Origin of the sequence: Amycolatopsis sp. NPDC005961 (genome assembly GCF_040629235.1) — a bacterium.
In the GTDB taxonomy this organism is placed as follows: domain Bacteria; phylum Actinomycetota; class Actinomycetes; order Mycobacteriales; family Pseudonocardiaceae; genus Amycolatopsis; species Amycolatopsis camponoti.
In genome coordinates, this window is the sequence record NZ_JBEXVF010000011.1 from 176,892 (window position 1) to 199,524 (window position 22,633).

Genomic DNA, 22,633 nt, shown 5'->3' on the forward strand with positions numbered 1-22,633 from the left:
CGCCCGGGAGGGGAACAGCCGGTGACCGAACGTGCGTCACAGCGCAACCCGTGGCTGGTGCTGGCCTGCTTCCTCGGCGTCGTCGCCGTGGTGGCCGTGGTCGGCGCGCTGGCCGCGACCTCGTCGAAGGAGGTCTACGCGCGGCTCGAGCTGCCGTCGTGGGCGCCGCCCGCGTCCCTGTTCGGTCCGGTGTGGACGGTGCTGTACGTCACGATCGCCGTCTCCGGCTGGCTGTACTGGCGCACGGACGGCGAAACCCGGGGCTTCGCCGCGTACGGCATCGGCCTGCTGGCCAACCTGCTGTGGACGCCGCTGTTCTTCGAGGGCGGCGCGGCGACGGCGGCGTTGGTCGACATCGTCGTGCTGGACGTCGTCGTGGTCGTGACGATCGTCCTGTTCGCCCGCCGGTCGAAGGCCGCCGCCGCGCTGCTCGTGCCGTACCTGGCCTGGATCCTCTACGCGACGGCGCTCAACACCGCGATCGTCGCGCTCGGCTAGCGCGCCGCCTGCTGGGTGATGGCCTGCGCGGCCACCGTCCCGTCGTCGCCCGCCTGACCCTGGACGACGACCGTCGAGCCCGGCTTGAGGTCCGAGAGCTTGCCCTGCTGGGTCACGCCGACGGTCGTCGAGTCCGATGTGGACACCTTGACGTCGTTGCCCTGCGCGGTTTTCACGTACACGGTGGTGCCGTCGACGTGGTCGACCGTGCCCGTCGTGCCGCGCCCGCCCGCGCCGCGGAAGCCGCCGCCCTGCTGGCCCGTGCCGCCGGTCTGGCCGGTGCCGCCCGCGGCGTTCTGCCCGGCGCCGCCGGTCCCGCCCTGGCGTCCGGTGGGCGTCGAGGAGGAGGACGAGCCGAAGGCCGCGTGGGTCCAGGCGCCGCCACCGAAGGCGATCGCCAGCACCACGAGCCCGGCCAGCACCAGCGTGCTGCGGGAGAACGGCTTCGCGGCGCGGCGCATCTCCGCGTTCAGATCACCGTCGACCGCCGGGCTGGCGACGATCTGCTCCGCGGTCGGCTCGACGGCCGGGAGCACGGCCGTCGGCTCGTCCCCCGGCTGGGTCGTCGTGGAGGAAGACATGGCGAAGACTCCTTATTCGTGACGCAGGGCGTCGATCGGCCGCAGCTTGGCGGCCCGGTTCGCCGGGAAGCTGCCGAAGAACAGCCCGATCAGGGCGGATACCGCGAAGGCGAGCAGGATCGACGAGGGCACCACGACGGGAGTGATCCCGGAGATGGTGAACCGGCTGCCGATGAGCCCGATCGCGACGCCGAGCAGCCCGCCGAACAGGCTGAGCATGGTCGCTTCGGCGAGGAACTGGCCGAGGATGGCCGAGCGTGGGGCGCCGATGGCCTTGCGGATGCCGATTTCGCGGATCCGCTCGGTCACGGTGACGAGCATGATGTTGGTGACGCCGATGCCGCCCACCAGCAGCGAGATCGCCGCGACCGCCGCCAGCAGGACGGTGAACGTCTCGGTCGCCGACGTCCGCGTCGCGAGCAGCTGCTCGGAGTTCTGGATCTGGTAGTCGGCGGTGCCGCCGAGCCGGATGCCGTGGCGGGCGTTGAGGATCGCCGTGATCTCGGACTGCGCCAGTGACACGGAGTCGGCGCTGGTCGCCTGGACCGCGATCTGGCTGAGGCTGCCGTAGCCGGCCAGGGAGTTCTGCACGGCCGAGATCGGGGCGATCGCGACGTCGTCGGCGTTCTGCAGGCCGGTGCTGCCCTTGGCCTGGAGCACGCCGACCACGGTGAACTGGATGCTGTTGAGCAGCACGTTCTTGCCGACCGCGTCGGTGCCGCTGCCGAAGATCGACTCCGCCGTCGTCGGCCCGAGGACGACGACCTTGCGTGCCGCCGTGACGTCCTCGCTGGTGAACAGCTGCCCCTGGGCCAGCTCGCGGTTGGTCGTCGTGAAGTACGCGGGTTCGGTGCCGGCGACGCTGGAGATGTCGTAGGACGTCTGCCCGTAGGTCGCGGTCGCCGTCGTGTTCACCACCGGCGAGGCCGCCTTGACGTCCGGCGCGCCGATCGGGTCGACGAGCGCGTGCGCGTCCTGGACGGTCAGCGGCCGCGCGGACGCGCCCTGCCCGCCGCCGCGCGCCGGGGAGACGTTGACGACGTTGGTGCCGAGGCCCTGGATGCTGGCCGCGATGGCCGCCGAGGCGCCGTTGCCGACCGCGACGAGCAGGATCACCGCGGCGACGCCGATGGTGATGCCGAGCGTGGTGAGCGCCGAGCGCAGCTTGTTCGCGGTGAGCCCGCGGACGGCGAAGCGCAGGATTTCGAAGAAGTTCACGTGAGCGCTCCGACCGCGCGGGTGATCTCGTCCGAGACGATCAGTCCGTCGTCGACCCGCACCACGCGCCGCGCGTGCGCGGCGACCTCGTCCTCGTGCGTGATCACGACGATGGTGCGGCCGAGCTGGTTGAGCCGGTCGAACACGCCGAGGACGTCCGCGGTGCTGCGGCGGTCCAGGTTGCCGGTCGGCTCGTCGGCCAGCAGCATCGCCGGGCCGGTGACCAGCGCCCGCGCCACCGCGACGCGCTGGATCTGCCCGCCGGACAGCTCGCTGGGGAGGTGCTTGGCGCGGTCGGAGAGCCCGACCATGTCGAGCGCCGCCAGCGCGCGCCGGCGTCGTTCCGACCGCCGCAGTCCACTGTAGACGAGTGGGAGTTCCACATTGGACAGTGCCGACGTCCGCGGCACGAGGTTGAAGGACTGGAAGATGAAGCCGATCTTCCGGTTGCGCAGCAACGCCAGCTGCCGCTCGTTCAGCTTGCCGACACCGAAGCCGTCCAGCAGGTACTGGCCGGACGTCGGGACGTCGAGGCAGCCGAGCATGTTCAGCAGCGTCGACTTGCCCGAGCCCGAAGCACCCATGATGGCGACGTACTCGCCGGGCCAGACGGTGAGCTCGACACCACGCAGCGCGTGCACGGCCGTCTCACCGGCGCCGTAGGTCTTGCGCAGTCCGGAGACCGCGATCACCGGGTTCACCCGCGGCCGCCGAAGCCGCCACCCGCACCGGTGCCCGTGCCGCGCTGGCCGCCGCCGGGGAAGCCGCCGGTTCCGCCGCCGGGGAACCCGCCGGTGCCGCCCGTCCCGGTGCCGGTCCGGCCGGTGCCGGTGGCCGCAGAGGCCCCGGTGAGCACGACGTTCTCGCCCTCGGTCAGCCCGGACGTGATCTGCACGGTGGACTCGCCGCGGATCCCGATCTGCACCTGGCGCGGGACGTTCTGGCCGTTCTCCTGCACGGTGACGATGGTGGTGTTGCCGGCCGTCGTCACGGCCGCGGCCGGCACGCTCAGCGCGTTCTCGGCCGAGGCGACGGTGATGACGACGCTCGCCGACTGGCCGGGCCGCAGCCCGTCCGGCGGGGCGGTCAGGGCCAGCTGCGCGCCGTAGGACACGACGCTGCCGCTCGTCGTCGGCGTCAGGTTGATGCTCGACACCGTGGCCTGGACCGGCTTGTCCGGCAGCGCGTTGAGCGTCACGGTGGCCTTCTGGCCCGCCTTGACCTTGCTGACGTCGATCTCGGCGACCGAGGTGTTCACGACCAGGCCGGTCATGTTCGTGATGGTGATGAAGCCGCTGCCGGTGCTGCTGGACGACGAGGCAGCGCTCGAGTTCGACGAGCCCTGCCCACCCTGGCCGCTGCCGCTGGACGACGACTGCGAGCCGCTGCTGCTCGCCGAGCCGCTGGAGGACTGCTGCCCGACCGTGCCGTTGACCGCGGTGACCGTGCCCGCGCCGGGCGCGTACAGCGTCGTGTTGTCGAGGGTCTCCTGCGCGGTCTGGACGTCGAGCTGGGCCTGGTCCAGCTTCGCCTGCGCCGAGGTGACGCTGGTGGCCGCCGACTGCGCGCTGTTCTGCGAGTTCTGGCTGTTCTGCCCGGTCGCCGGGGTGTTTTCGGCGTCCTCGGCGGAGTCCAGGCTGTCCTGCGCGACGGCGAGGTTCGCCTTCGCGACCTGCAGCTGTTTCGACGCCTGCGTGCTGTCGATCGTGGCGAGCTTCTGGCCGGCGCTCACGACGTCGCCGACCTTCACGTCGATCGAAGTGACCTTGCCCGCGCTCGAGAAGTTCGCCGCGCCGGTGTAGCTGCTGGCGAGGGTCCCGGCCGCGGAGATGGTCTCGGTGACCGTCGCGCGGCGCACCGCGGTGCTGCGCGTCTGCGCCTGCGCCGTGTTCGGTTCGGGGCTGAATGCCTGATATATCCCGAAAGCCGCTCCGGCCAGCAGTACGACCAGAGCACCGTTGATCACCCATGCCTTCGAGGCACGCACGCGCGTCATGCGGCAACAGTGTCGCCGCTGTTTAGCAATTGACTGTTCGTTCCCTGTGTGGGAGCTGTGTATCAGGCCTTCGGCTTCGGGTGCCGCGCACGGACCGCGAGCGAGAGCTGACGCACCGCGTCGACCAGCAGGATCGCGGCCACGGTGCCCAGCCCGATGGCGGCGGCGAGCATCCCGCCGAAGTACCGGTGCGACTCCAGGATCGCGCCGTCGTCGGTGCGCGTGACGACGGTGGCGGACCCGCCGTGCCAGAGCGCGTAGGCGGCCCACCCGGCGGCCACGGCGAGCACGACCTCCACGGCGGCGACGAGCGCCCGCCAAGGCTTGTGCAGCCGGTCCTGTGGGCCGGCTTCTTCCGGCGGCCAGAGCTCGGCCCCGGTGGGCTGCGGAAGGTCGATCACGAGAGGGATTTTCTCATGCTTCCTTCGGCGTCGCCCGGACGAGCCGGTCGAGCGCGTCCTGGAGGGCTTCGACGTCCTTCGCCCACGCGAGGACCACCGAGCCGTCCGCCAGCTCCACCGGCAGCGAGTCGTACTTGCGCGGGACCGACCAGCCGCCGCCCAGCACCCGCGCACCGACCGGGGCACCGACGTCCGTCACCGAGGCGAGCTGGTCCGCCGCGACCTTCTCCCGGCCTTGGCGCAGCTGCTTCGTCGTGACTTCCAGCGAGAGGAACCGGCGCCGCGCGTACACCCACGGCACGGTGATCACGCACAGCCCGGCGCCGACCATCAGCCAGCCCACGATGTGCACCGGCCCGCCCGTGACCAGCTCGGCCAGCGCGCCGACCAGCGCGAACACCGGGCCCCACAGGATGGCGGCCCAGCTCACGCCGGACTCGGCGTAGAGCCGGTCGCTCACGGTTTCCGGCCGGCCTTCGGGAAGTAGGCGGCGACCGACGGCAGGTACATCAGGATGACCGCGATGACGAACACCAGCACCGCGAGCAGCGTCAGGTAGTTGATGATCGGCGCGACGACCATGATCAGCAGCACCATGACGACCGGCAGGACGGTCAGCACCGTCCGGGCCGAGCGGGTGCCTTCGCGGGCCTTGTACGCGAAGAGCAGGAACAGCAGCACGAACACGACCGACCCGCCGAGCAGGTACCACAGCAGCGTCGTGACGCCGTCCGCGATCATCTGCGGCGTGTACTTCGGGTCGGTGGTGCCCTTGACGTACTGGTCGATGACGGCCGACTTGCTGGTCAGCAGCTGGACGTAGCCGAGGATCAGCACGACGCCCCCGACGAGCCACAGCCAGAACGCGATGGCCACGGGCTTCGGCGGCGTCGCCTTGGGCGCCTTCTGGCCCGGCATCAGCGGGTCCGGCGAGCGGCCCTTCTTGCGTCGTTCGTCGTCGGTGAGACCGCTGAGGTCTTCGGTGTCTTTGTCCGCCACGGCGGTGACTCTAACCGGTCAGTCCAGCCAGGCAGCGGCTTCGGCGGCCCAGTACGTGAGGATCATGTCGGCGCCCGCGCGGCGGATCGACGTCAGCACCTCGAGGACCGTGCGCTCGCGGTCCAGCCAGCCGTTGGCCGCGGCGGCCTCGACCATCGCGTACTCGCCCGAGATGTTGTACGCCGCCACCGGGACCGGGGAGATGTCCGCGGCCGCCTTGACGACGTCCAAATAGGACAGAGCGGGCTTGACCATGATCATGTCCGCGCCCTCGGCGAGGTCCAGCTCGATCTCGCGCAGCGCCTCGCGGGCGTTGCCCGGGTCCTGCTGGTAGGTCTTGCGGTCGCCCTTGAGCTGCGAGTCGACGGCCTCGCGGAAGGGGCCGTAGAACGCGCTGGCGTACTTCGCGGCGTACGCGAGGATGGCCTTGTCGCGGTGCCCGGCCTCGTCGAGCGCGCGGCGGATGACGCCGATCTGGCCGTCCATCATCCCGGACGGCCCGAGCACGTGCGCCCCGGCTTCGGCCTGCGCGACGGCCATCTCGGCGTAGAGGCGCAGGGTGGCGTCGTTGTCGACCCCGCCGTCGGCGTCCAGGACGCCGCAGTGGCCGTGGTCGGTGAACTCGTCGAGGCAGGTGTCGGCCATCAGCACGGTGGCGTCGCCGAGCTCGTGCCGCAGGTCGCGCAGGGCGACGTTGAGGATGCCGTTCTCGTCGACCGCCCCGGAGCCCTCGGCGTCCCGCGTCTCGGGGATGCCGAAGAGCATGAGCCCGCCGACGCCGGCGTTGACCGCGTCGACGGCGGCTTTCCGCAGCGTGTCGCGGGTGTGCTGGACGACCCCCGGCATGCTCGAGATCGCCTTCGGCTGGTCGAGCCCTTCGGCGACGAACATCGGGAGGATCAGCTGGCGTGGCCGCAGCGTCGTTTCACCCACCAGCCTGCGCATGGCCGGGGTGGTGCGGAGCCTGCGGGGACGATGCTCTGGGAACACCCTTCCAAGTTACTCCGGCGGTTCGGGCGCGGGTTCCGCAAGGGTGCTCAGCGGCGCTTTCCGCTCGGTGAATGGCTTGACGCCGTTCGGCACGGGCGATTCGGTGGAGGCGTGACCGAGTACGTCGAGCGCCTGCCCGTGCCGGAGCTGGCGGACGTGGTCCGCACGGTCTGGACCCAGCGCACCGGCGCGACCCCGTACGTCCAGCGGCACCTGCCCACCGGCGGCATCGAGCTGCACTTCCCGCTCGGTGGCCGGCCCCGGCTGCTCGGCCCGCTGACCGCGCCGCTGCTCGAGGTCCTGCCGGCGCGCACCACCCTCGTCGGCGTGCGCTACCGGCCCGGCGCCGCGCCCCCGCTCCCGGTACCGCTCGACGAGCTGGTCGACCGGCACGTTGACCTCGCGGACCTGTGGGGTACCCGGGCCGGGACCCTCGCGGCGGCCGCGGCCGGATCGCTCGCGGCACTGCAGGACCAGCTGCCGCGCAGCGGAGTGGACCCGCTGGTGAACGCAGCCGTCGAGGCGCTCATGCCGTGGCGCCCGGTCGACATCGACTCCCTGGCCGGACGGCTCGCGCTCTCCCCCAGCCAGCTGCGGCGCCGCTGCCGGCACGCGGTGGGCGTCGCACCGAAGGTCCTCCAGCGGACGCTGCGGTTCCAGGGTTTTCTCGCGCTGGCCCAGGCGGGGTTGCGGAGCGCCGCCGGGCTCGCCGCCGACGCCGGGTACGCCGACCAGGCGCACCTCAACCGGGAGTGCCTGCGCCTGACCGGGCTCACCCCGCGCGGGCTGCTGGGCGGCAGGGTCGAGGAGTGCGCGTGCGGCCACGACCACTCCGCGTCCGCCCTGCCGTTCCTGCGCGATTCGTTCAAGAACGGGCGGGACGGCGTGCCTAGCCTGGCGCGATGATCCTCGTCACCGGCGGGCTCGGCATGATCGGCGCCCACACCGCCCGCGCCCTCCTCGCCCTCGGCCACGACGTGGTCGTCACCGCCCACCGCCGCGTCGAGGTCCCGTCCTTCCTCGCGGGGCGGGTGACGGTCGAGCAGCTCGACGTCACCGACCGCGAGGCGTTCCTGGCGCTCGGTTCACGCCACGGGATCACCGACATCGTCCACCTGGCGGGCAGCGTTCCCGGCGAGGATCCGGTCGAGTTCTTCCGCACGGACACGACGGGCCTGCTCAACGCCCTCGCCGCGGCCCGGGCGTGGGGTGTCCGCCGGTTCGCCGTGGCGAGCAGCCTCGGGGTGTACGTCGGACGTCCCGAGATCCCGTGGACGGAGGAGCTGGCCCTGCCGACGGCGTCCTTACCGCACTTGATCATCGCGTTCAAGAAGGCGGTCGAGCCGCTGACGACGCACAGTCTCGCCGGGAGTGGTGTCCAGCCGGTGGTGCTGCGGATCGGCACGATCTGGGGCCCACTGGTCGACCCGCAGTCGCCGTTCTGCCCGATCCCGTCGCTGGTCAACACGGGAACCTCGCAGATGCACGCCGACGACGGCGGCGACGTCTGCTACGCCCCGGACGCGGGCCGCGCGATCGCCCTGCTGACCACGGCTGCGACGGTGAACCACGAGGTCTACAACGTGTCGAGCGGCCGCCCGTTCACGTACGGCGAGTTCGCGTCGGCCCTGGGCGTAACCCTCCAGCCGGGCGGCGCGAACGGCCCGTACCTCGACATCTCGCGGCTCACGGAGGACACCGGCTTCGAGCCGGAGTTCGACGTCCCGGCTTCGGTGGCCGACTACCTCAAGTGGCGCGAGGACAACGCCCGCTGAAACGAGCGAAGGCCGCCCCGGCGAACCGGGGCGGCCTTCGTCACGCAGTACCTCAGGAGCGGCGGGCCCGCTTCGCCTTGCGCGGCGGCGGCAGGGCGCCCTCCGCGCGGAGCCGGGCGGCGTGCTCGGCCAGCGCGTCCACCAGGTGCGGCACGTCGGCCTTCTCCGGCTGGACGTCGACCCGGAGCCCGAACTCGACCGCGGTCTCCGCGGTCTTCGGGCCGATGCACGCGACCAGCGTGCGGGTGTGCGGCTTGCCGGCGATGCCGACCAGGTTCCGCACGGTCGAGGACGAGGTGAAGCAGACCGCGTCGAACCCGCCGGTCTTGATCATCTCGCGGGTCTCGGCGGGCGGCGGCGCGGCCCGGACGGTCCGGTAGGCCGTCACGTCGTCGATCTCCCAGCCGCGCTCGCGCAGGCCGGCCGACAGGGTCTCGGTGGCGATGTCCGCCCGCGGCAGCAGCACGCGGTCGACCGGGTCGAGCACGTCGTCGTACGGCGGGAACTCGGCCAGCAGGCCTTCCGACGACTGCTCGCCGGACGGGATCAGCTCGGGGATGATGCCGAACGAGCGCACCTTCGCCGCGGTGGCCGCGCCGACGCAGGCGATCTTCACGCCGGAGAAGGCGCGGGCGTCGAGACCGAACTCCTCGAACTTCTCCCACACCGCGCGGACCGCGTTGGTGGAGGTGAAGACGATCCACTGGTAGCGGCCGTCGACCAGGCCCTTGACCGAGCGCTCCATCTGCGCCGGGCTGCGGGGCGGCTCGACCGAGATGGTCGGCACCTCGTGCGACGTCGCGCCGTGGCCGCGCAGGCGCTCGGCCATCTCGCCGGCCTGCTCCTTGGTGCGCGGCACCAGGACCTTCCAGCCGTACAGCGCGCGCGACTCCCACCAGGACAGCTTCGAGCGGTGCCCGGCGGCCTGGCCGATCGTGACGATCAGCGGCCCGACGAGCTCGCCCGCGTCGTTGGCGACCTTCTCGAGCGTGGTGTCGAGGGTGCGCTGGGTGTTGATGGTGCCGTTCGCGGTCACCGCGACCGGGGTCGACGCCGGGACGCCGTTGCCGGTCAGCGCCGACGCGGCCTCGGCCAGATGGGCCGACGAACCGTGCAGCACCAGCGGGCCGGGCGAGGCGGCCAGTGCCGCCCAGTCGACGTCACCGCGGACGTCGACCTCGGTGTGCGTGCCACCCAGCGCGACGCCCGCGTACGCCGGGACGGCCGCACCCGGCGAAACGCCCGGGATGATGTCGAACACGGCGCTCGTGCGCGCGACCGCCTGCACCTCGGCCACGACGGCCGGGGTGGTCAGCGGGTCGCCCGCGATCAGGCGCAGCACCAGCCGGCCGGCCTTGGCCTCGGCGGTGAGGTCCTTGGCGACCTCGGTGGCCTCGCCGACGGCGGGCCGGACCTCGGCGCCCTCGGCGGCCATGGCCAGCACCGCCTGGGGCACGTCGGGGTCGGTCACCACGACCTCGGCCTTGGCGAGCAGTTCCTGGGCACGGACCGTGAGCAGGCCGGCGTCGCCGGGCCCGGAGCCCACGAACGCTACGCGCCCGGTGGTCTTTCGCGCGGGGGTCATCTGTGCGTTTCTCCTCTTGCGGCGTCCGTGCGCGAGTGCACGGACGCAGATCTCCTACGTCTTGGGAAGCGCTTCGGAAAGCGCTACTGAGCGGGACCGGAGAGGGCTCCGGCACCGAGGTCCAGCAGCTCGGCGGCCAGGTCCTTGCCCAGCTGGGCGGCCTGGTGCTTGTCGGCCAGCGCGATGGCCCGGACCATGTCCACCGCGCCGTCCTCGCCGTCGACCGCGGCGGTGCCGCGCAGCGAGATCCGTTCCACGACCTTGCCCTCGGCGTCGAGATCTTCGACGATCTCGGCGAGCGCGCCCACCGGCGCGCTGCACCCCGCCTCGAGCGCGGCCAGCAGGGAACGCTCGGCCGTCACCGCGGCCCGCGTGCCCTCGTCGTCCAGCGTGGCCGCGAGCAGCTGCTCGAGGTCCACGTCGGCGGTCCGGCACTCCACCGCCAGCGCGCCCTGGGCGGGCGCGGGCAGCATCTGGATCGGGTCGAGGGTCTCGGTGATCACCCCGACCAGTCCGACCCTGGCCAGTCCGGCACGCGCGAGCACCACGGCATCCAGCTCGCCGTCGGTCACCTTGCGCATGCGGGTGTCGATATTGCCGCGAATCGGCACGATTTCCAAACCGAGACCCAGCGCGTGCAGCTGGGCGGTGCGCCGCGCGGCGCCGGTGCCCACCTTCGAACCCGGCGGCAGCTCGCCCAGCGTCAGCCCGTCGCGCGCGATCAACGCGTCTCGCGGGTCCTCGCGCGGCGGCACGGCGGCGAGCGTGATGCCCGGCTCGGGTGCGGTCGGCAGGTCCTTGTACGAGTGGACGATGACGTCGACCTCGTTGCGCAGCAACGCTTCCCGCAGCGCGGAGGTGAACACGCCGACACCGATCGTCGCGATCGGCGCCATCGACCTGTCGCCGGGGGTGGTCACCTTGACGATCTCGACCTCGACGCCGGTGGCGCGCAGGGCATCGGCGACGATCCCGGTCTGGGTCAGCGCGAGCTTCGATCCACGCGTACCCATGCGAATGACTCTGGTCACTACTACTTCTTCTCTGGTGGGGGCTTCGGGCTCGCCACCGCGGCGGGCGCCTGCGGGTCGAGGCAGAACAGTTCGCGCAACGCGTTCGCGTAGTCGGTGTCGGCCGTCTCGGCGGCCAGCTGCTTGACCCGCACCGTCGGCGCGTGGAGCAGCTTGTCGACCACCCGGCGGACCGTGCGGCCGACCTCCTCGCGGACGGCGCCGTCCAGGTCCGGCAGCCGGTGGTCCAGCCGCAGCAGCTCGGCGTCGACGACCTCGGCCGCCCGGCGGCGCAACGCCGTCACCGTCGGGGTCACCTCGGCGCTGCGTTGCCCGGCGAGGTAGTCGCGCACCTCGTCGAGGACGATCCCGGTCGCCTTGGCCGTCTGGCGCTCGGTGGTCGGGGTGCCGGCTTCGCGCATCCGGCGCTGGACGGTGGCCAGGTCGACGACCCGCACGCCGGCCAGCTCGCCGACCGCCGGGTCGACGTCGCGGGGCAGGCCGAGGTCGCAGACGACCAGGTCGCGGCCGCCGCGGGCCGGCACGTGCTCGGGGCCGAAGACCGCGTCCTGCGCGCCGGTGCAGCAGATGACGACGTCGGCGTCGCGGACGGCGTCCGCGACGAGCGACAGCGGGATCGCGCGGGCGGGCACGCCCTGCTCGGTGACGTTCGCGGCGAGGCGGCGGGCGCGGGCGTCGGTGCGGTTGGCGACGGTGATCTCGCCGATGCCGGCCTTGCGCAGCTGCGAGGCGCTCAGCGCGCCCATCGAGCCGGCGCCGACGATGACGGCGTGCTTGCCGGCGACGTCCCCGGCCGCGGCGAGCGCCTCGGAGACGACCGACGCGCCGAGCTGGTCGAGCCCGGTCTCGGAGTGCACGCGCTTGCCGACGCGCAGCGTGGTCTGGATCAGCTCGTGCAGCGTGCGGCCGACGGTGCCGGCCTCGCGCGCGGTGGCGTAGGCGGACCGGATCTGGCCGAGGATCTGCGTCTCGCCGACGACCATCGAGTCCAGGCCGGAGGTGACGGAGAACAGGTGCTCGACGGCGGCACCGGCGTAGTGGACGTACAGGCTGTCGTAGAGGTCGGCCGGTTCCATGCCGGCCTGGCGGGCGAGCACTGCGGAGACGTCGTTGAGGCCGCCGTGGAACGTCTCGACGACCGCGTAGACCTCGATCCGGTTGCACGTCGAGACGAGCATGACCTCGCTGATGTGCTCGGCCTGCTGCAGCTCGTCGAGGACCTTGCCGACCTCGGGCGCCGGCACCGCGACGCGCTCGAGCGTGCTCAGCTCAGCGCTCCGATGCGAAAGCCCGACCGCCAGGACGCTCATGCGTTCACCTCGCTGACGCTCGGTGAGCGCCTGACCGGCTGCGCTGTGTTGGATGATTCACTCGCAGGCTCGCTCATGAGCGCACCACCATTTCTCGTCCGCCGTCCGGGCCCGAACCGTTCCGGCCGCCCTTCCCATTGTCGGACGGCCTGACGGTGCCGGGTAATCCGGAATTGCCCTGATTGCCGGCGGCGTCATCCGCGCGGCGAGCCACGTGGAACGAGAGTATCTGCAGCTCGACGGCCAAATCCACTTTGCGGACCTCGATGTGAGCAGGAACCTGCAGCACGACGGGGGCGAAGTTGAGGATGCACTGGACACCGCCCGCGACCAGGCGGTCACACACCGATTGTGCGGCGGTGGGCGGGGTGGCGATCACGCCGATGGAGATTCCGCGCTCGGCGCACACCCGCGGGATGTCGTCCATGTGCGACACCGGGAGGCCGCCGACCGGCACGCCGATCAGGTCCGCGTCCAGGTCGAACAGGGCCTCGACCGGGAACCCGCGCCCCGGGAAGCCGCCGTAGTTGGCCAGCGCGTGACCGAGGTTTCCGATGCCGACCACGGCCACTTTGTGCTGCCGGGTCAGGCCCAGGATCCGCTCGATCTGGCTGACCAGGACGCTCACTTCGTAGCCGACGCCGCGGGTGCCGTAGGAGCCGAGGTACGAGAGGTCTTTGCGCAATTTCGCGGAATTGACGCCCGCGGCCTGGGAGAGCTCTTCGCTCGAAACGGTCGTCGCGCCCTGCTCGGACATTCCGGACAGCACGCGGAGGTAGACGGCGAGGCGGGCGACCGCGGCTTCGGGGATCGACTTCGCCCGGACGGCCTCGGGGGCATCCCCGGCGCGGCCGTTGCCGTCGGCGGGCACGGCCGGGATCTCGGCGGTCGGCGCGTTGTCGGCGTCCGGGGTGTCCTGGCGGCGCGACCGGCGCGGCGGCCGGCCCGGGGAGCTCGCTTCGTCGCGCCTCCCCCGCTGTGTCACCACGCCGTTGTCTCCTGCCCGCTGTGCACCCGGCGGCCATCGCCACGGCCGTGCCGAACTGTGTCTTGACCCAGGGCCCGGGGTCCGGTTCGATACGGACCGCCCGGGGGCGATGGTCCTACGGTAGACCACTTGTGAACGCGCGCACAAAGTCACAGGTCGGAGGCGGTTCCCGGCCGCGCACGATCATGACACGGCGTCAGAATCCTTGTCCGCCAGGCACTTCCGGGGCCGGCGGCCGCCGAGCGGTGATCGGGTGCCGGCCCCGCGGCGCGACGAACGGGCGGCCGGACGCTGTGAACGGCTCCGGCCTCAGCGGGCGTCGAGGGTCACCGAGTGCCAGCCGGTCGCCCCGTCCGGGACCGGGTCCGCGCGGTTCTCGGTCTGCGTGTAGCCGTCCTGGTCGGTCGCCCGGACGAACGCCTGGTGCGTCCCCTTCGGCACGTCCAGCTCGACCCACCACATGCGCCAGGTGTCCTTGCTCACCTCGGCCGACAGCACCGCCGGCTGCCACGGGCCCTGGTCCAGCCGGACCTCGACCTTCGCGATGCCCGTGTGCTGCGCCCACGCCGTGCCGGCCAGCCGGACCTTGCCCGCCGTCACGCCGGCGAAGCCGCTCGGCGTGTCGATCCGGGACTCCGTCTTGATCGGCGCCTGCTCGGCCCAGCCGCGGTTCAGCCAGTACGCCTGCCGCGCGTCCCACTTCGTGAATTCGAGGGATTCGACCCACTTCGTCGCGGAGACGTAGCCGTACAGGCCCGGGATGACGATCCGCGCCGGGAAGCCATGCTCGATCGGCAGCGGCTGGCCGTTCATGCCGATCGCCAGCATCGCGCCCCGCTGCGGGTCGAGCGCCACGTTCGCCGGGGTGCCGCACGTCCAGCCGTCGACGCTGGTGGCGAACATCTGCTCGGCGCCCGGCCGCACGCCGGCTTCGTCCAGCAGGTCCACGAGGTCGACGCCGAGCCAGGTCGCGTTCGAGATCAGCGGCCCGCCGACCTCGTTGGAGACGCAGGTGAGCGTGACGCGGCGCTCGACCAGCGGCCGGTTGCGGATGTCGGCGTAGGAGAAGGTGACCTCCTTGTCGACCATGCCGTGGATCTTCAGGCTCCAGTCCTCGGTGCGGATCTGCGGGACGACCAGCGCGGTGTCGATGCGGTAGAAGTCGCCGTTCGGGGTGAGGAACGGCGGCGAGCCCAGCTTCGCGAAGTCGGCGTCCGCGGGCAGCGGCGGCGCGGTGCGCGCGGGCACGAGCGGCCCGACGGCGGCCCGGGAGTCTTCGGCGTTCTTGCTGGTCCCGGCCACCTGGCCGACGACGGCCGCGATCCCCGACCCCGCGGCGACGCCGATCCCGGCGCGCAGGAACTTCCGGCGGTCGAAGCCCCGGTCGTGCACGAGGTCCGCGGGCAGCGCGACCCGGTGCAGCATCGTGAACACCACGAGCCCGGCGACGAGGGCCGCGACCGGCGCCAGCAGCGAGACCTGCCCGAGGTCGCTGCGCGCGTAGACGGCGGCGACCCCGGCGGCGCCCAGCAGGAAGACGAGGACCTGCCCGGCCCGCGGTGTCCGGCGCGAGAGCTGCCCGGCGAGCAGCGCGAACAGCATGAGCACGACGGCCAGCCCGACCTTGAGGATCGGCTTGTCCCAGGTGCCCAGCGTCCGCTCGGCCCACTTCACGATCCCGGTCGGGCTGTGGTCGATGACGTAGTTGGCGACCGCGATGAACGGCGACGCGGTGTACCCGACGAAGCCCGCGACGAAGTGCCCGACCCCGAGGGCCGCGGCCAGCGCGAGGAGCCCGATGAGGGTGGCGACGGGCAGCGAAAGCCGCCTCGGTGCCTCGGGCGGCGCTTCCTGCAGAGTGCTCACGCCTCCATCTTCGGAGCACTCGCTCCGGAAGGCCGCCCGATGTGGCTTACGGACGTGTTACGGCTTCCCGTGCGCGGGACACATCGGACGAAAGCTCCCGTGTCAGACGAGGGCCTTGCGGAGGCGGTCCTCTTCCACCCGCCAGTACCCGTGCTCGGCGCCGTCGACCAGGATCACCGGGACCCGGTCGCCGTACTCCGCCCGCCACTCCGGGTCCGTGTCGACGTCCGCCGTCTTCCACGGCACGTCCAGCTCGCCGCAGATCCGGGCGACGTCCGCCTCCGCGACCTCGCAGAGGTGGCAGCCCACCCGGCTCATGACCGTCACTTCGTGCGCCATGTCGTCCTTATTACCGCAACCGCACGCGGCGCAGCTTGCCGGTGGCCGAGTGCGGCAGCGACTCGGCGAACTCGACCGCGTGCGGCACCTTGTACCCCGCGAGGTGGGCCGCGCAGTGGTCGACGACCTGCTGCTCGGACAGCGACGCCCCGGCCGCCGGCACCACGAACGCCTTCACCGCTTCGCCGCTTCGCTCGTCCACGACCCCGACGACCGCCGCCTCGGCAACCTCCGGCAACTCGGTGATCACGGCCTCCACCTCGGTCGGGAAGACGTTGAAGCCGTTGACGATGATCAGGTCGTTGGCCCGGTCGACCAGGTGCAGGTCGCCGTCGACGTCGAGGTAGCCGACGTCGCCGGTGCGGAACCAGCCCTCGTCGTCCGGCCCGTGGCCGCCGTCGGGCCAGTAGCCGGAGAACAGGTTCGCGCCGCGGATCGACACCAGCCCGGTCTCGCCTTCGGCCTCGAAGACGTCGTCGACGTCGTCCGGGTCAAGCGGCACGGCCTGGTCGGTGCCGTCGCTGTCGACCAGCCGCAGCTCGACCCCGGGCAGCGGGCGCCCGACCGAGCCCGGCTTCGGGTAGCCGGTGACCAGCGTGGACGTCACCACCGGCGCGCACTCGGTGAGCCCGTAGCCCTCGTAGACGTCGACCCCGGTCGCCTCGCGAAGCGCGCCCAGCACCTTCGGGTGCAGCGGCGCGGCGCCCGACGTCATCCGCCGGACGGTCGCCAGTTTGCCCCGCAGCTCCTCGGTGCCGAGCGCGGCGAACTCGGAGTACATCGTCGGGACGCCGGTGATCGTCGTGACGCCGTGTTCGGCGCAGTCGTCCAACGTGCGCTGCGCCTCGAAGCGCTCCGACAGGATCGCCGTCGCCCCCACCGACACCGCCTGCAGCAAGCCGGGGCCGAGGCCGTAGACGTGGAAGAGCGGGATGGTGATCAGCACGCGGTCGTCGTGCGTGAGGACGCCCTCGACGCCGCTCAGCTGCTCCAGGTTAGCCAGCAGCGCGCGGTGCGAGAGCATCACGCCGCGCGGCGGGCCGGTGGTGCCCGACGTGTAGGAGATGACGGCGATGTCCTCGCCGGCGCCCGCCCGGCCGTCGTCGACGAATTCGACTGAGCCATCCGGGTCGGATTCCGGAGTGAGACCCGTCACGCCGTCCGGCAGCGCCTCCTCGGTGTCGCGCGTGATGACAACCTTGGCACCGCTGTGCGCGAGCAGCTTCTCGAACTCGGGCGCCGGCGCCTGCGGCGACAGCGGCACGACGACCGCGCCGGCGCGCAGCGCGCCGAAGATCGCGACCACGAAGTCCACCGCCGTCGGCAGCCGCAGCGCGACCCGGTCGCCAGGCTCGATCCCCGCGTCCACGAGCCGCCCGGCCTGCGCCCGCACGAGCGCCTCGACCTGGGCGAACGTCAGGCTTCGCCCGGTGCCCGTCTCGCGCACGGCCGGGTGGTCCGGCCACGTGGCCGCGGCCCGCGTGAGCAGCCCGCCGACCCCTGCCTGCGTCCCCTCTGGAGCACTCACCCGCGGTCCACCTCTCCTCGCCCGGCCCAAACCGTTGCAAGTCTGTCATTCGGAGCGACGTCATGGGTGCCGGCCGCGAGCGTCGCGTCTCTGCAACCTCGGAGCCACTACCTACTTCGCGGTAACTACACGTATGCTGCACTGCGTCGTGGGGTGTTGTTGATCACCGCCGCGACCGGAGAGAGGGAGTCGCCGTGACGAACTTGCCTGCCCACGACGTCGTGGGGCACGCGAGCCGGCAGTCCCCTGCTCGTCCGGGTTCCGGGGGTACCGTGGCCCAGCACAGGGCCGAAGCCGCCGCCGGAGGTGCCGCCCGATGACCGTGCCGACCGCCGTGAGCCGCGGCCCCGTCTTCATGTTCGCCGAGCGCGTGTTCGGCCGATCGCCGTCCGTGCCGCTGAGCAGGCAGGCGGTCGACGAGGAGCGCGCCGAGGCGGCGAAGGCGGAGGCCTGGGACCTGGTGCGCGCCGCCCAGGACGGCGACTCGTCCGCGTTCGGCCGGCTCTACGACCGCTACGTCGACGTCGTCTACCGGTATGTGCTCTTCCGCCTGGGCGACCGCGACCTCGCCGAGGACGTCACCAGCGAGACGTTCCTGCGCGCCCTGCGCCGGATCACGTCGGTGAGCTACCAGGGACGTGACGTCGGCGCCTGGTTCGTCACCATCGCCCGCAACCTCGTGCTCGACCACGTGAAGTCGAGCCGGTTCCGCCTCGAGGTCGTCACCGACGAGGTGACCGAACCGGGTTCGGCGCCCTTCAGCGTCGGCGCGAGCGTGCAGGCAGGCCCGGAGCAGGAGGCGATCAGCCGCGCGACCCGCACCGAGCTGCTCCGCTGTGTCGCCGAACTGGGCGATGACCAGCGGGAATGCATCATCCTGCGGTTCCTGCAGGGCCTGTCGGTGGCGGAGACGGCCGAGATCATGAACCGCAACGAGGGCGCGATCAAGGCGCTCCAGCACCGCGCGGTACGCCGATTGGCACAACTCCTGCCCACCGGATTGCGCTGATCCCGCGAACTTTTCGACCTGTCGACCGAAACCGGTAACCCTGACGCCTTCTTAATCGTTACTCCAGCCAGACCGGTGTCAGGACCGGCCACGGCCCGGATGGAGCAGCGCAGTGAGGTTTGCGCGTGAGCGAGCCGACATAGAGCGGTTCGCGCGTGCCCTGGAGCCGTCCCCGGTACGCCGGGACGGCGAGTTCGCCGACGAGCTGGCTCTCGTCGGTGCGCTGCGTGAGCTCGGTGCGGCCGGGGCTCCGGACCTGGAGACGCGCCAGCGGATCCGCGCGGAGATCGCGGGCCGGTTGGAGACGGCGGCGGCCATCCCGCGTCGGAGGTGGCGGCCGCGGACCGCCGACCTGGTGGCCGCCGCGCTCTTCCTCGTGCTCGTTCTGTCCGGCCTGGCGCTGGTGCTCTCGCGCAACGCGTTGCCGGGCGACCCGCTCTACGGCGTCAAGCGGGCGGGCGAGTCGACGGCGCTGGGCCTGACCTTCGGCGACCAGGCGAAGGCGCACAAGCACCTCGAGTTCGCCACCAACCGCGTCACCGAGCTCGGCGAGCTGGCCGAACAGGGCGCGAGCGAAGCCGACTACCGGACCGCGTACGAAGACTTCGCGACCGACCTCCGCGCCGGCGTCGCCCAGCTGGCCGCCGTGGCGACCAGCGACGGCAGCGGCACGCAGGCGCTGGCCGACGTCCGGCTGTGGGCGCGGAACCAGGCGGCGCGGCTCGCGGCCGACCAGCCGAAGGTCCCCGCGGACGCGGCGACCGTGTTCGGCGACGTGCGCGACCTGCTCGGCAAGGTCCAGGAGCGCACGAGCGGGCTGGTCGAGCGGATGAACTGCTACCAGATCACCACCGGCGCGTCCGACGACCTCGGCCCGCTCCCGGCGACCGGCGAGTGCACGCAGCGGCCGGTTCCCTCCTCCGGCGGCGAGCCGACGTCCGCGTCGACCGAGCCGTCGTCGGCCGAGAGCACGGCGCCGGTGGCGACCGGCACCGAGCTGCCGCCCTCCGACGCGACGGCGACCCCGGGCTTGCCCCTGCCGACGGGCGGGGTGACACCGCCGCCGGTGTACGGCCAGGACCCGACGACCACGCAGCGGCCCCCCGTGACGTCGACCACGCAGCCGCCGCCGCTGGTTTCGATCCCGCCGCTGCTCCCGGGTCTGCCGCCGATCGTGATCGGCTGAGGTCCGGGCCACACCTGCGACGAGCCAGTGGGCGGCTCGCTACGCTGTGCGAAGGACCGGGAGACGTGGCCGGACGTGGGCAGACGTGGAGGCGGTGTGCGTGTCAGCTTGGCGTGGCAGGGATAAGAGTCAGGAGCTCGAACGGCTCGCCGCGCTCGCGGGCGAGGCGTCGGCCGAGGCCGCCCACGCCCGCGTGGTCGCCGAACCCCCCGCCCCGCCCGCTCCCCCGGACCTGACCGCGGCCGCGTTCTTCGACGTCGACAACACGATGATGATGGGCGCCTCGATCTTCTACTTCGCGCGCGGGCTCGCGGCACGCAAGTTCTTCACGTCGTCGGACCTGGCCGGTTTCGTCTGGGGCCAGATCAAGTTCCGCCTCGGCGGCCGCGAGAACAAGGAAGACATCAAGACCCACCGCGAGCGCGCACTGTCCTTTGTGGCCGGCCGCACGGTGGCGGAGCTGACGTCGATCAGCGAAGAGATCTACGACGAGCTGATGGCGGACAAGATCTGGTCCGGCACGCGCGCGCTGGCCCAGATGCACCTCGACGCGGGCCAGCGGGTCTGGCTGGTGACGGCGACCCCGATCGAGCTGGCAGCGATCATCTCCCGTCGCCTCGGGCTGACGGGCGCGCTGGGCACGGTGGCGGAGACCCGCGACGGCGTCTACACGGGACGCTTGGTCGGCGACCTCCTGCACGGCCGCGCGAAGGCGCACGCGGTGCGCGCCCTGGCGTCCCGTGAGGGGCTGAACCTCAAGCGCTGCACGGCTTATTCGGACTCGGCGAACGACATCCCGATGCTGTCGGCGGTGGGCACCGCCGTGGCGGTCAACCCGGACGGCGGGCTGCGCGACGTCGCCCGGGCGCGGGGCTGGGAGATCCGCGACTTCCGGACCGGCCGCAAGGCGGCGAAGATCGGCGTGCCGTCGGTGCTGGGCGCCGGAGCGCTGGCCGGCGCGGTGGCGGCGGGCATGGCCTACCGCCGCCGCTGAGGCGTCAACCGCGGAAGACCGACTTCCGCTGCGAAAGGCGCTGGTACAGCGTCTGCTGGATCGACTCCCGCACCTGGTCCGTCAGCTGGAACACCAGCATCGGGTCGTCCACGGCTTCCGGGCCGTACGAGTCCGTCGCGATCGGCTCACCGAACTCGATGCTCCACTTCGTCGGGAGCGGGATCGCACCCAGCGCGCCGAACAGCGGGAACAACGGCGTCACCGGGAAGTACGGCAGCCCGAACATCCGCGCCAGGACCTTGATGTCGCCCAGCTTCGGGTAGATCTCCTCGGCGCCGATCACCGACACCGGGATGATCGGGACACCCGCGCGCAGCGCCGCGGACACGAACCCGCCGCGGCCGAAGCGCTGCAGCTTGTAGCGTGACGAGAACGGCTTGCCGACGCCCTTGAAGCCCTCCGGCCACACGCCGACCAGCTCACCGTTGCCCAGCAGGCGCTCCGCATCCGCGTTGCAGGCCAGCGTCTGGCCGGATTTGCGGGCGAACGAGCCCACCAGCGGCACCTGGAACACCAGGTCCGCGCCGAGGCCGCGCAGGTGCCGGCCGCCGGTTTCGTCGTGGACCGCCACCGCCGTCATCAGCGAGTCGAGCGGCACCGTGCCCGAGTGGTTCGACACCAGGAGCGCGCCGCCCGACGCCGGGAGGTTCTCGACGCCGTACGTGTCGACGCGGAACCACTTCTTGTACAGCGCGCGCAGCGGCGGCAGGAACACCGCGTCGGTCAGCTCGGCGTCGAAACCGAACTCGTCGACCGTGTAGTCGCCGGTCAGCCGGTCGCGGATGAAGCCGAGCGCCGAGCGCGCGGCGGCCGAAAGCGGCTCCTCGGGAGCCGGCTGGTCGGCGCCGGGGAAGGCGACGACCGGCGCGTCCGCCCGGGCGGCTTCCTCCTCGCGAAGGTCGCGTTCCGCTTCAGGCTTTTCCCGGCCCGGTCCGTGCAGGGGGATGACCTGCGCCTCGGCACCGCCCACGGTTTCCGCCTCGCTTCCGAAGTCGTCCAAATCGTGCGGCCTGCTCATCGGCTCTGCCCCGTCGCTGCCGCGACGAGCACCTTGCCGGCCAGGCCCGCCAGCTTGCCGCCGTCGAGCACCGGCCGGAGCCCGCGCCCGACCACATAGTCGTCGAACGCCTCACGCGTCGTCCACCGCGGGATGTAGCCGAACTCGCCCTTCAGCTTGGCGATGTCGACGACCCGGCCGAAGTTCAGCAGCCGGACCTGGTCGGCGGAGAAGTCCACGACGCGTGCGCCGCGCAGCACCTTCCCGACCGACGGCACCACGCTCCGCGGCATCGGCAGCTCGACCCGGCCGGCTCGCCGGATCGCCTGCGAAAGAGTGAGTACCCCTTCCGAGCCGACGTTAAAGACGCCGGGCTTGTCGTTCAGCGACGCGTGTTCCAGCACCGCCAGCGCGTCCGAAGAGTGCAGCAGCTGGATGCGGGCGTCGTACCCGAAGACGGTCGGCACGACCGGGAGCGCGAAGTAGCGCGAAAGGACGGTGTCGGTCGACGGCCCGATGATGTTGGCGAAGCGGAACAGCGTCGTGGTGATGTCGGGACGGCGCCGCACCAGGCCGCGCACGTACCCCTCCATCTCGACGGCGTCCTTGGCGTACCCGCTCGACGACGTCGGGATCAGCTCGGAGTCCTCGGTGAACACCGCCTGCGAGCGCGCACTCGCGCCGTACACCGCCGCCGTCGACTTGACGACCAGCTTGCGCACCAGCGGCGAGCGCTGGCACGCGGCCAGCAGCCGCATGGTGCCGATGACGTTGACTTCCTTGATCGCAGTGCGGCGCCCGGGCCCGGCCGGGTGCGCGGTGCACGACGCGTGCACCACCGTGTCGACCTTCGCGGTGCTGATCACCTTGGCGATCAACGGGTTCCGGATGTCCGCGCGGACGAACTCCGCGTGGCCCATGCGCTGCAGCACCGTCTTGTCCGGGGCGACCGTGTCGACACCGATGACCCGCTCGAAGCCGGGGTTGTTGCCCAGCCGGGCGAGCAGTTTCCCGCCCAGTTCGCCGGCTACCCCGGTGACGAGCACGATGTTCGACGGCATACGACTCCCTGCGGCGTAGGGCGTGGTGGGGGTGGACGGTCACCCGAAGTGCGCGAGCCTGCACTCACTGGAAGCATCGCGCGGACACCGTTGAGATGTTACCGCTCTTCAGGGGTAGGCCCGGGGTGTCTTACGTGCTATTAACCGCTATCCCCCGGAAAGCGACGAACGCCTCACTCGAACGGGGGGCACCGGCCCACCACATGGACGTGGCCGGGGGGGCGCCCGGGGGGGGCCCCCCCCGCCCCCCGCCCCCCCCC

At 72.0% G+C, this 22,633-nt stretch carries 23 protein-coding genes; 6 read left to right on the forward strand and 17 right to left on the reverse strand.

From position 1 onward, the window contains the following. The first annotated feature begins 21 nt into the window (after positions 1–21). Positions 22–498, forward strand: a complete 477-nt coding sequence (locus ABZ342_RS13210; RefSeq protein ID WP_360472219.1) for a TspO/MBR family protein — start codon at positions 22–24, stop codon at positions 496–498. On the opposite strand, the gene ABZ342_RS13215 is transcribed toward ABZ342_RS13210, so the two are convergent. From ABZ342_RS13215 to hemB, 8 genes are all read right to left on the reverse strand, one after another. Next, entirely contained in the window at positions 495–1,079 is a 585-nt protein-coding gene (locus tag ABZ342_RS13215; protein WP_155548746.1) for a hypothetical protein, read from the reverse strand. The genes ABZ342_RS13210 and ABZ342_RS13215 overlap by 4 nt on opposite strands. 12 nt (positions 1,080–1,091) lie before the next feature. Then, positions 1,092–2,297, reverse strand: coding sequence for an ABC transporter permease (locus tag ABZ342_RS13220; protein WP_360472221.1), 1,206 nt, complete (start codon positions 2,295–2,297; stop codon positions 1,092–1,094). Further along, positions 2,294–2,998 (reverse strand): ABC transporter ATP-binding protein, encoded by a 705-nt coding sequence (locus tag ABZ342_RS13225; protein WP_360472223.1) that lies wholly within the window; start codon positions 2,996–2,998, stop codon positions 2,294–2,296. Before ABZ342_RS13225 ends, ABZ342_RS13220 begins: the two co-directional genes overlap by 4 nt. Continuing rightward, entirely contained in the window at positions 2,995–4,293 is a 1,299-nt protein-coding gene (locus tag ABZ342_RS13230) for an HlyD family efflux transporter periplasmic adaptor subunit (protein WP_360472225.1), read from the reverse strand. Before ABZ342_RS13230 ends, ABZ342_RS13225 begins: the two co-directional genes overlap by 4 nt. Before the next feature lie 62 nt (positions 4,294–4,355). Next, a complete protein-coding gene (locus ABZ342_RS13235) occupies positions 4,356–4,694 on the reverse strand; it encodes a hypothetical protein (protein WP_360472227.1) in 339 nt (112 codons plus the stop codon). A gap of 13 nt (positions 4,695–4,707) precedes the next feature. Next, on the reverse strand, positions 4,708–5,154 hold the full coding sequence (locus ABZ342_RS13240; RefSeq protein ID WP_360472230.1) for a hypothetical protein: 447 nt from the start codon (positions 5,152–5,154) through the stop codon (positions 4,708–4,710). Continuing rightward, positions 5,151–5,693 (reverse strand): hypothetical protein, encoded by a 543-nt coding sequence (locus tag ABZ342_RS13245; protein ID WP_155548740.1) that lies wholly within the window; start codon positions 5,691–5,693, stop codon positions 5,151–5,153. Before ABZ342_RS13245 ends, ABZ342_RS13240 begins: the two co-directional genes overlap by 4 nt. Before the next feature lie 18 nt (positions 5,694–5,711). Further along, a complete protein-coding gene (gene hemB, locus ABZ342_RS13250) occupies positions 5,712–6,683 on the reverse strand; it encodes a porphobilinogen synthase (RefSeq protein WP_360472233.1) in 972 nt (323 codons plus the stop codon). A gap of 111 nt (positions 6,684–6,794) precedes the next feature. Between hemB and ABZ342_RS13255 the strand changes: the two genes are divergently transcribed. Both ABZ342_RS13255 and ABZ342_RS13260 read left to right on the forward strand, forming a co-directional pair. Beyond that, positions 6,795–7,589: an AraC family transcriptional regulator gene (locus tag ABZ342_RS13255; protein WP_360472236.1), complete on the forward strand. Its 795-nt coding sequence runs from the start codon at positions 6,795–6,797 to the stop codon at positions 7,587–7,589. After that, positions 7,586–8,458, forward strand: coding sequence for an NAD(P)-dependent oxidoreductase (locus ABZ342_RS13260; RefSeq protein ID WP_360472238.1), 873 nt, complete (start codon positions 7,586–7,588; stop codon positions 8,456–8,458). The genes ABZ342_RS13255 and ABZ342_RS13260 overlap by 4 nt, the downstream gene beginning before the upstream one ends. 52 nt (positions 8,459–8,510) lie before the next feature. On the opposite strand, the gene ABZ342_RS13265 is transcribed toward ABZ342_RS13260, so the two are convergent. The 7 genes from ABZ342_RS13265 to ABZ342_RS13295 form a co-directional block, all read right to left on the reverse strand. Continuing rightward, positions 8,511–10,043, reverse strand: a complete 1,533-nt coding sequence (locus ABZ342_RS13265) for a bifunctional uroporphyrinogen-III C-methyltransferase/uroporphyrinogen-III synthase (protein WP_360472240.1) — start codon at positions 10,041–10,043, stop codon at positions 8,511–8,513. An 83-nt stretch (positions 10,044–10,126) separates the two neighbouring features. Further along, positions 10,127–11,056, reverse strand: a complete 930-nt coding sequence (gene hemC, locus ABZ342_RS13270) for a hydroxymethylbilane synthase (RefSeq protein ID WP_155548736.1) — start codon at positions 11,054–11,056, stop codon at positions 10,127–10,129. Between the two features lie 20 nt (positions 11,057–11,076). Next, the gene (locus ABZ342_RS13275; RefSeq protein ID WP_155548735.1) at positions 11,077–12,384 is read right to left on the reverse strand and encodes a glutamyl-tRNA reductase; all 1,308 of its coding nucleotides are present in this window, start codon (positions 12,382–12,384) and stop codon (positions 11,077–11,079) included. Between the two features lie 73 nt (positions 12,385–12,457). Next, the gene (locus ABZ342_RS13280; RefSeq protein WP_360472243.1) at positions 12,458–13,372 is read right to left on the reverse strand and encodes a redox-sensing transcriptional repressor Rex; all 915 of its coding nucleotides are present in this window, start codon (positions 13,370–13,372) and stop codon (positions 12,458–12,460) included. A gap of 309 nt (positions 13,373–13,681) precedes the next feature. Continuing rightward, the gene (locus ABZ342_RS13285; RefSeq protein ID WP_360472246.1) at positions 13,682–15,238 is read right to left on the reverse strand and encodes a molybdopterin-dependent oxidoreductase; all 1,557 of its coding nucleotides are present in this window, start codon (positions 15,236–15,238) and stop codon (positions 13,682–13,684) included. Positions 15,239–15,340: 102 nt separating this feature from the next. Continuing rightward, positions 15,341–15,577, reverse strand: coding sequence for a glutaredoxin family protein (locus tag ABZ342_RS13290; RefSeq protein WP_360472248.1), 237 nt, complete (start codon positions 15,575–15,577; stop codon positions 15,341–15,343). Between the two features lie 10 nt (positions 15,578–15,587). Then, the gene (locus ABZ342_RS13295) at positions 15,588–17,105 is read right to left on the reverse strand and encodes an AMP-binding protein (protein WP_360472251.1); all 1,518 of its coding nucleotides are present in this window, start codon (positions 17,103–17,105) and stop codon (positions 15,588–15,590) included. Between the two features lie 316 nt (positions 17,106–17,421). On the opposite strand from ABZ342_RS13295, the gene ABZ342_RS13300 reads away from it, so the two are divergent. The 3 genes from ABZ342_RS13300 to ABZ342_RS13310 all read left to right on the forward strand — a co-directional run bounded on the left by ABZ342_RS13300 (position 17,422) and on the right by ABZ342_RS13310 (position 20,294). Next, complete coding sequence (locus ABZ342_RS13300) at positions 17,422–18,114, forward strand: sigma-70 family RNA polymerase sigma factor (RefSeq protein WP_155548730.1); 693 nt, start codon at positions 17,422–17,424, stop codon at positions 18,112–18,114. A 112-nt stretch (positions 18,115–18,226) separates the two neighbouring features. Next, positions 18,227–19,300 carry a DUF5667 domain-containing protein gene (locus ABZ342_RS13305; RefSeq protein ID WP_360472253.1) on the forward strand — a complete coding sequence of 358 codons (1,074 nt, stop codon included), beginning with the start codon at positions 18,227–18,229 and terminating at the stop codon, positions 19,298–19,300. 85 nt (positions 19,301–19,385) lie between these two features. Next, positions 19,386–20,294, forward strand: coding sequence for an HAD-IB family hydrolase (locus tag ABZ342_RS13310; protein WP_196425857.1), 909 nt, complete (start codon positions 19,386–19,388; stop codon positions 20,292–20,294). Between the two features lie 4 nt (positions 20,295–20,298). Here ABZ342_RS13310 and ABZ342_RS13315 read toward each other — a convergent pair whose 3' ends face one another. Together ABZ342_RS13315 and ABZ342_RS13320 are read right to left on the reverse strand one after the other, a co-directional pair. Then, positions 20,299–21,333: a lysophospholipid acyltransferase family protein gene (locus ABZ342_RS13315; protein ID WP_360472255.1), complete on the reverse strand. Its 1,035-nt coding sequence runs from the start codon at positions 21,331–21,333 to the stop codon at positions 20,299–20,301. Beyond that, positions 21,330–22,373: an NAD-dependent epimerase/dehydratase family protein gene (locus ABZ342_RS13320; RefSeq protein WP_155548727.1), complete on the reverse strand. Its 1,044-nt coding sequence runs from the start codon at positions 22,371–22,373 to the stop codon at positions 21,330–21,332. The genes ABZ342_RS13315 and ABZ342_RS13320 overlap by 4 nt, the downstream gene beginning before the upstream one ends. Positions 22,374–22,633 lie beyond the last annotated feature (260 nt).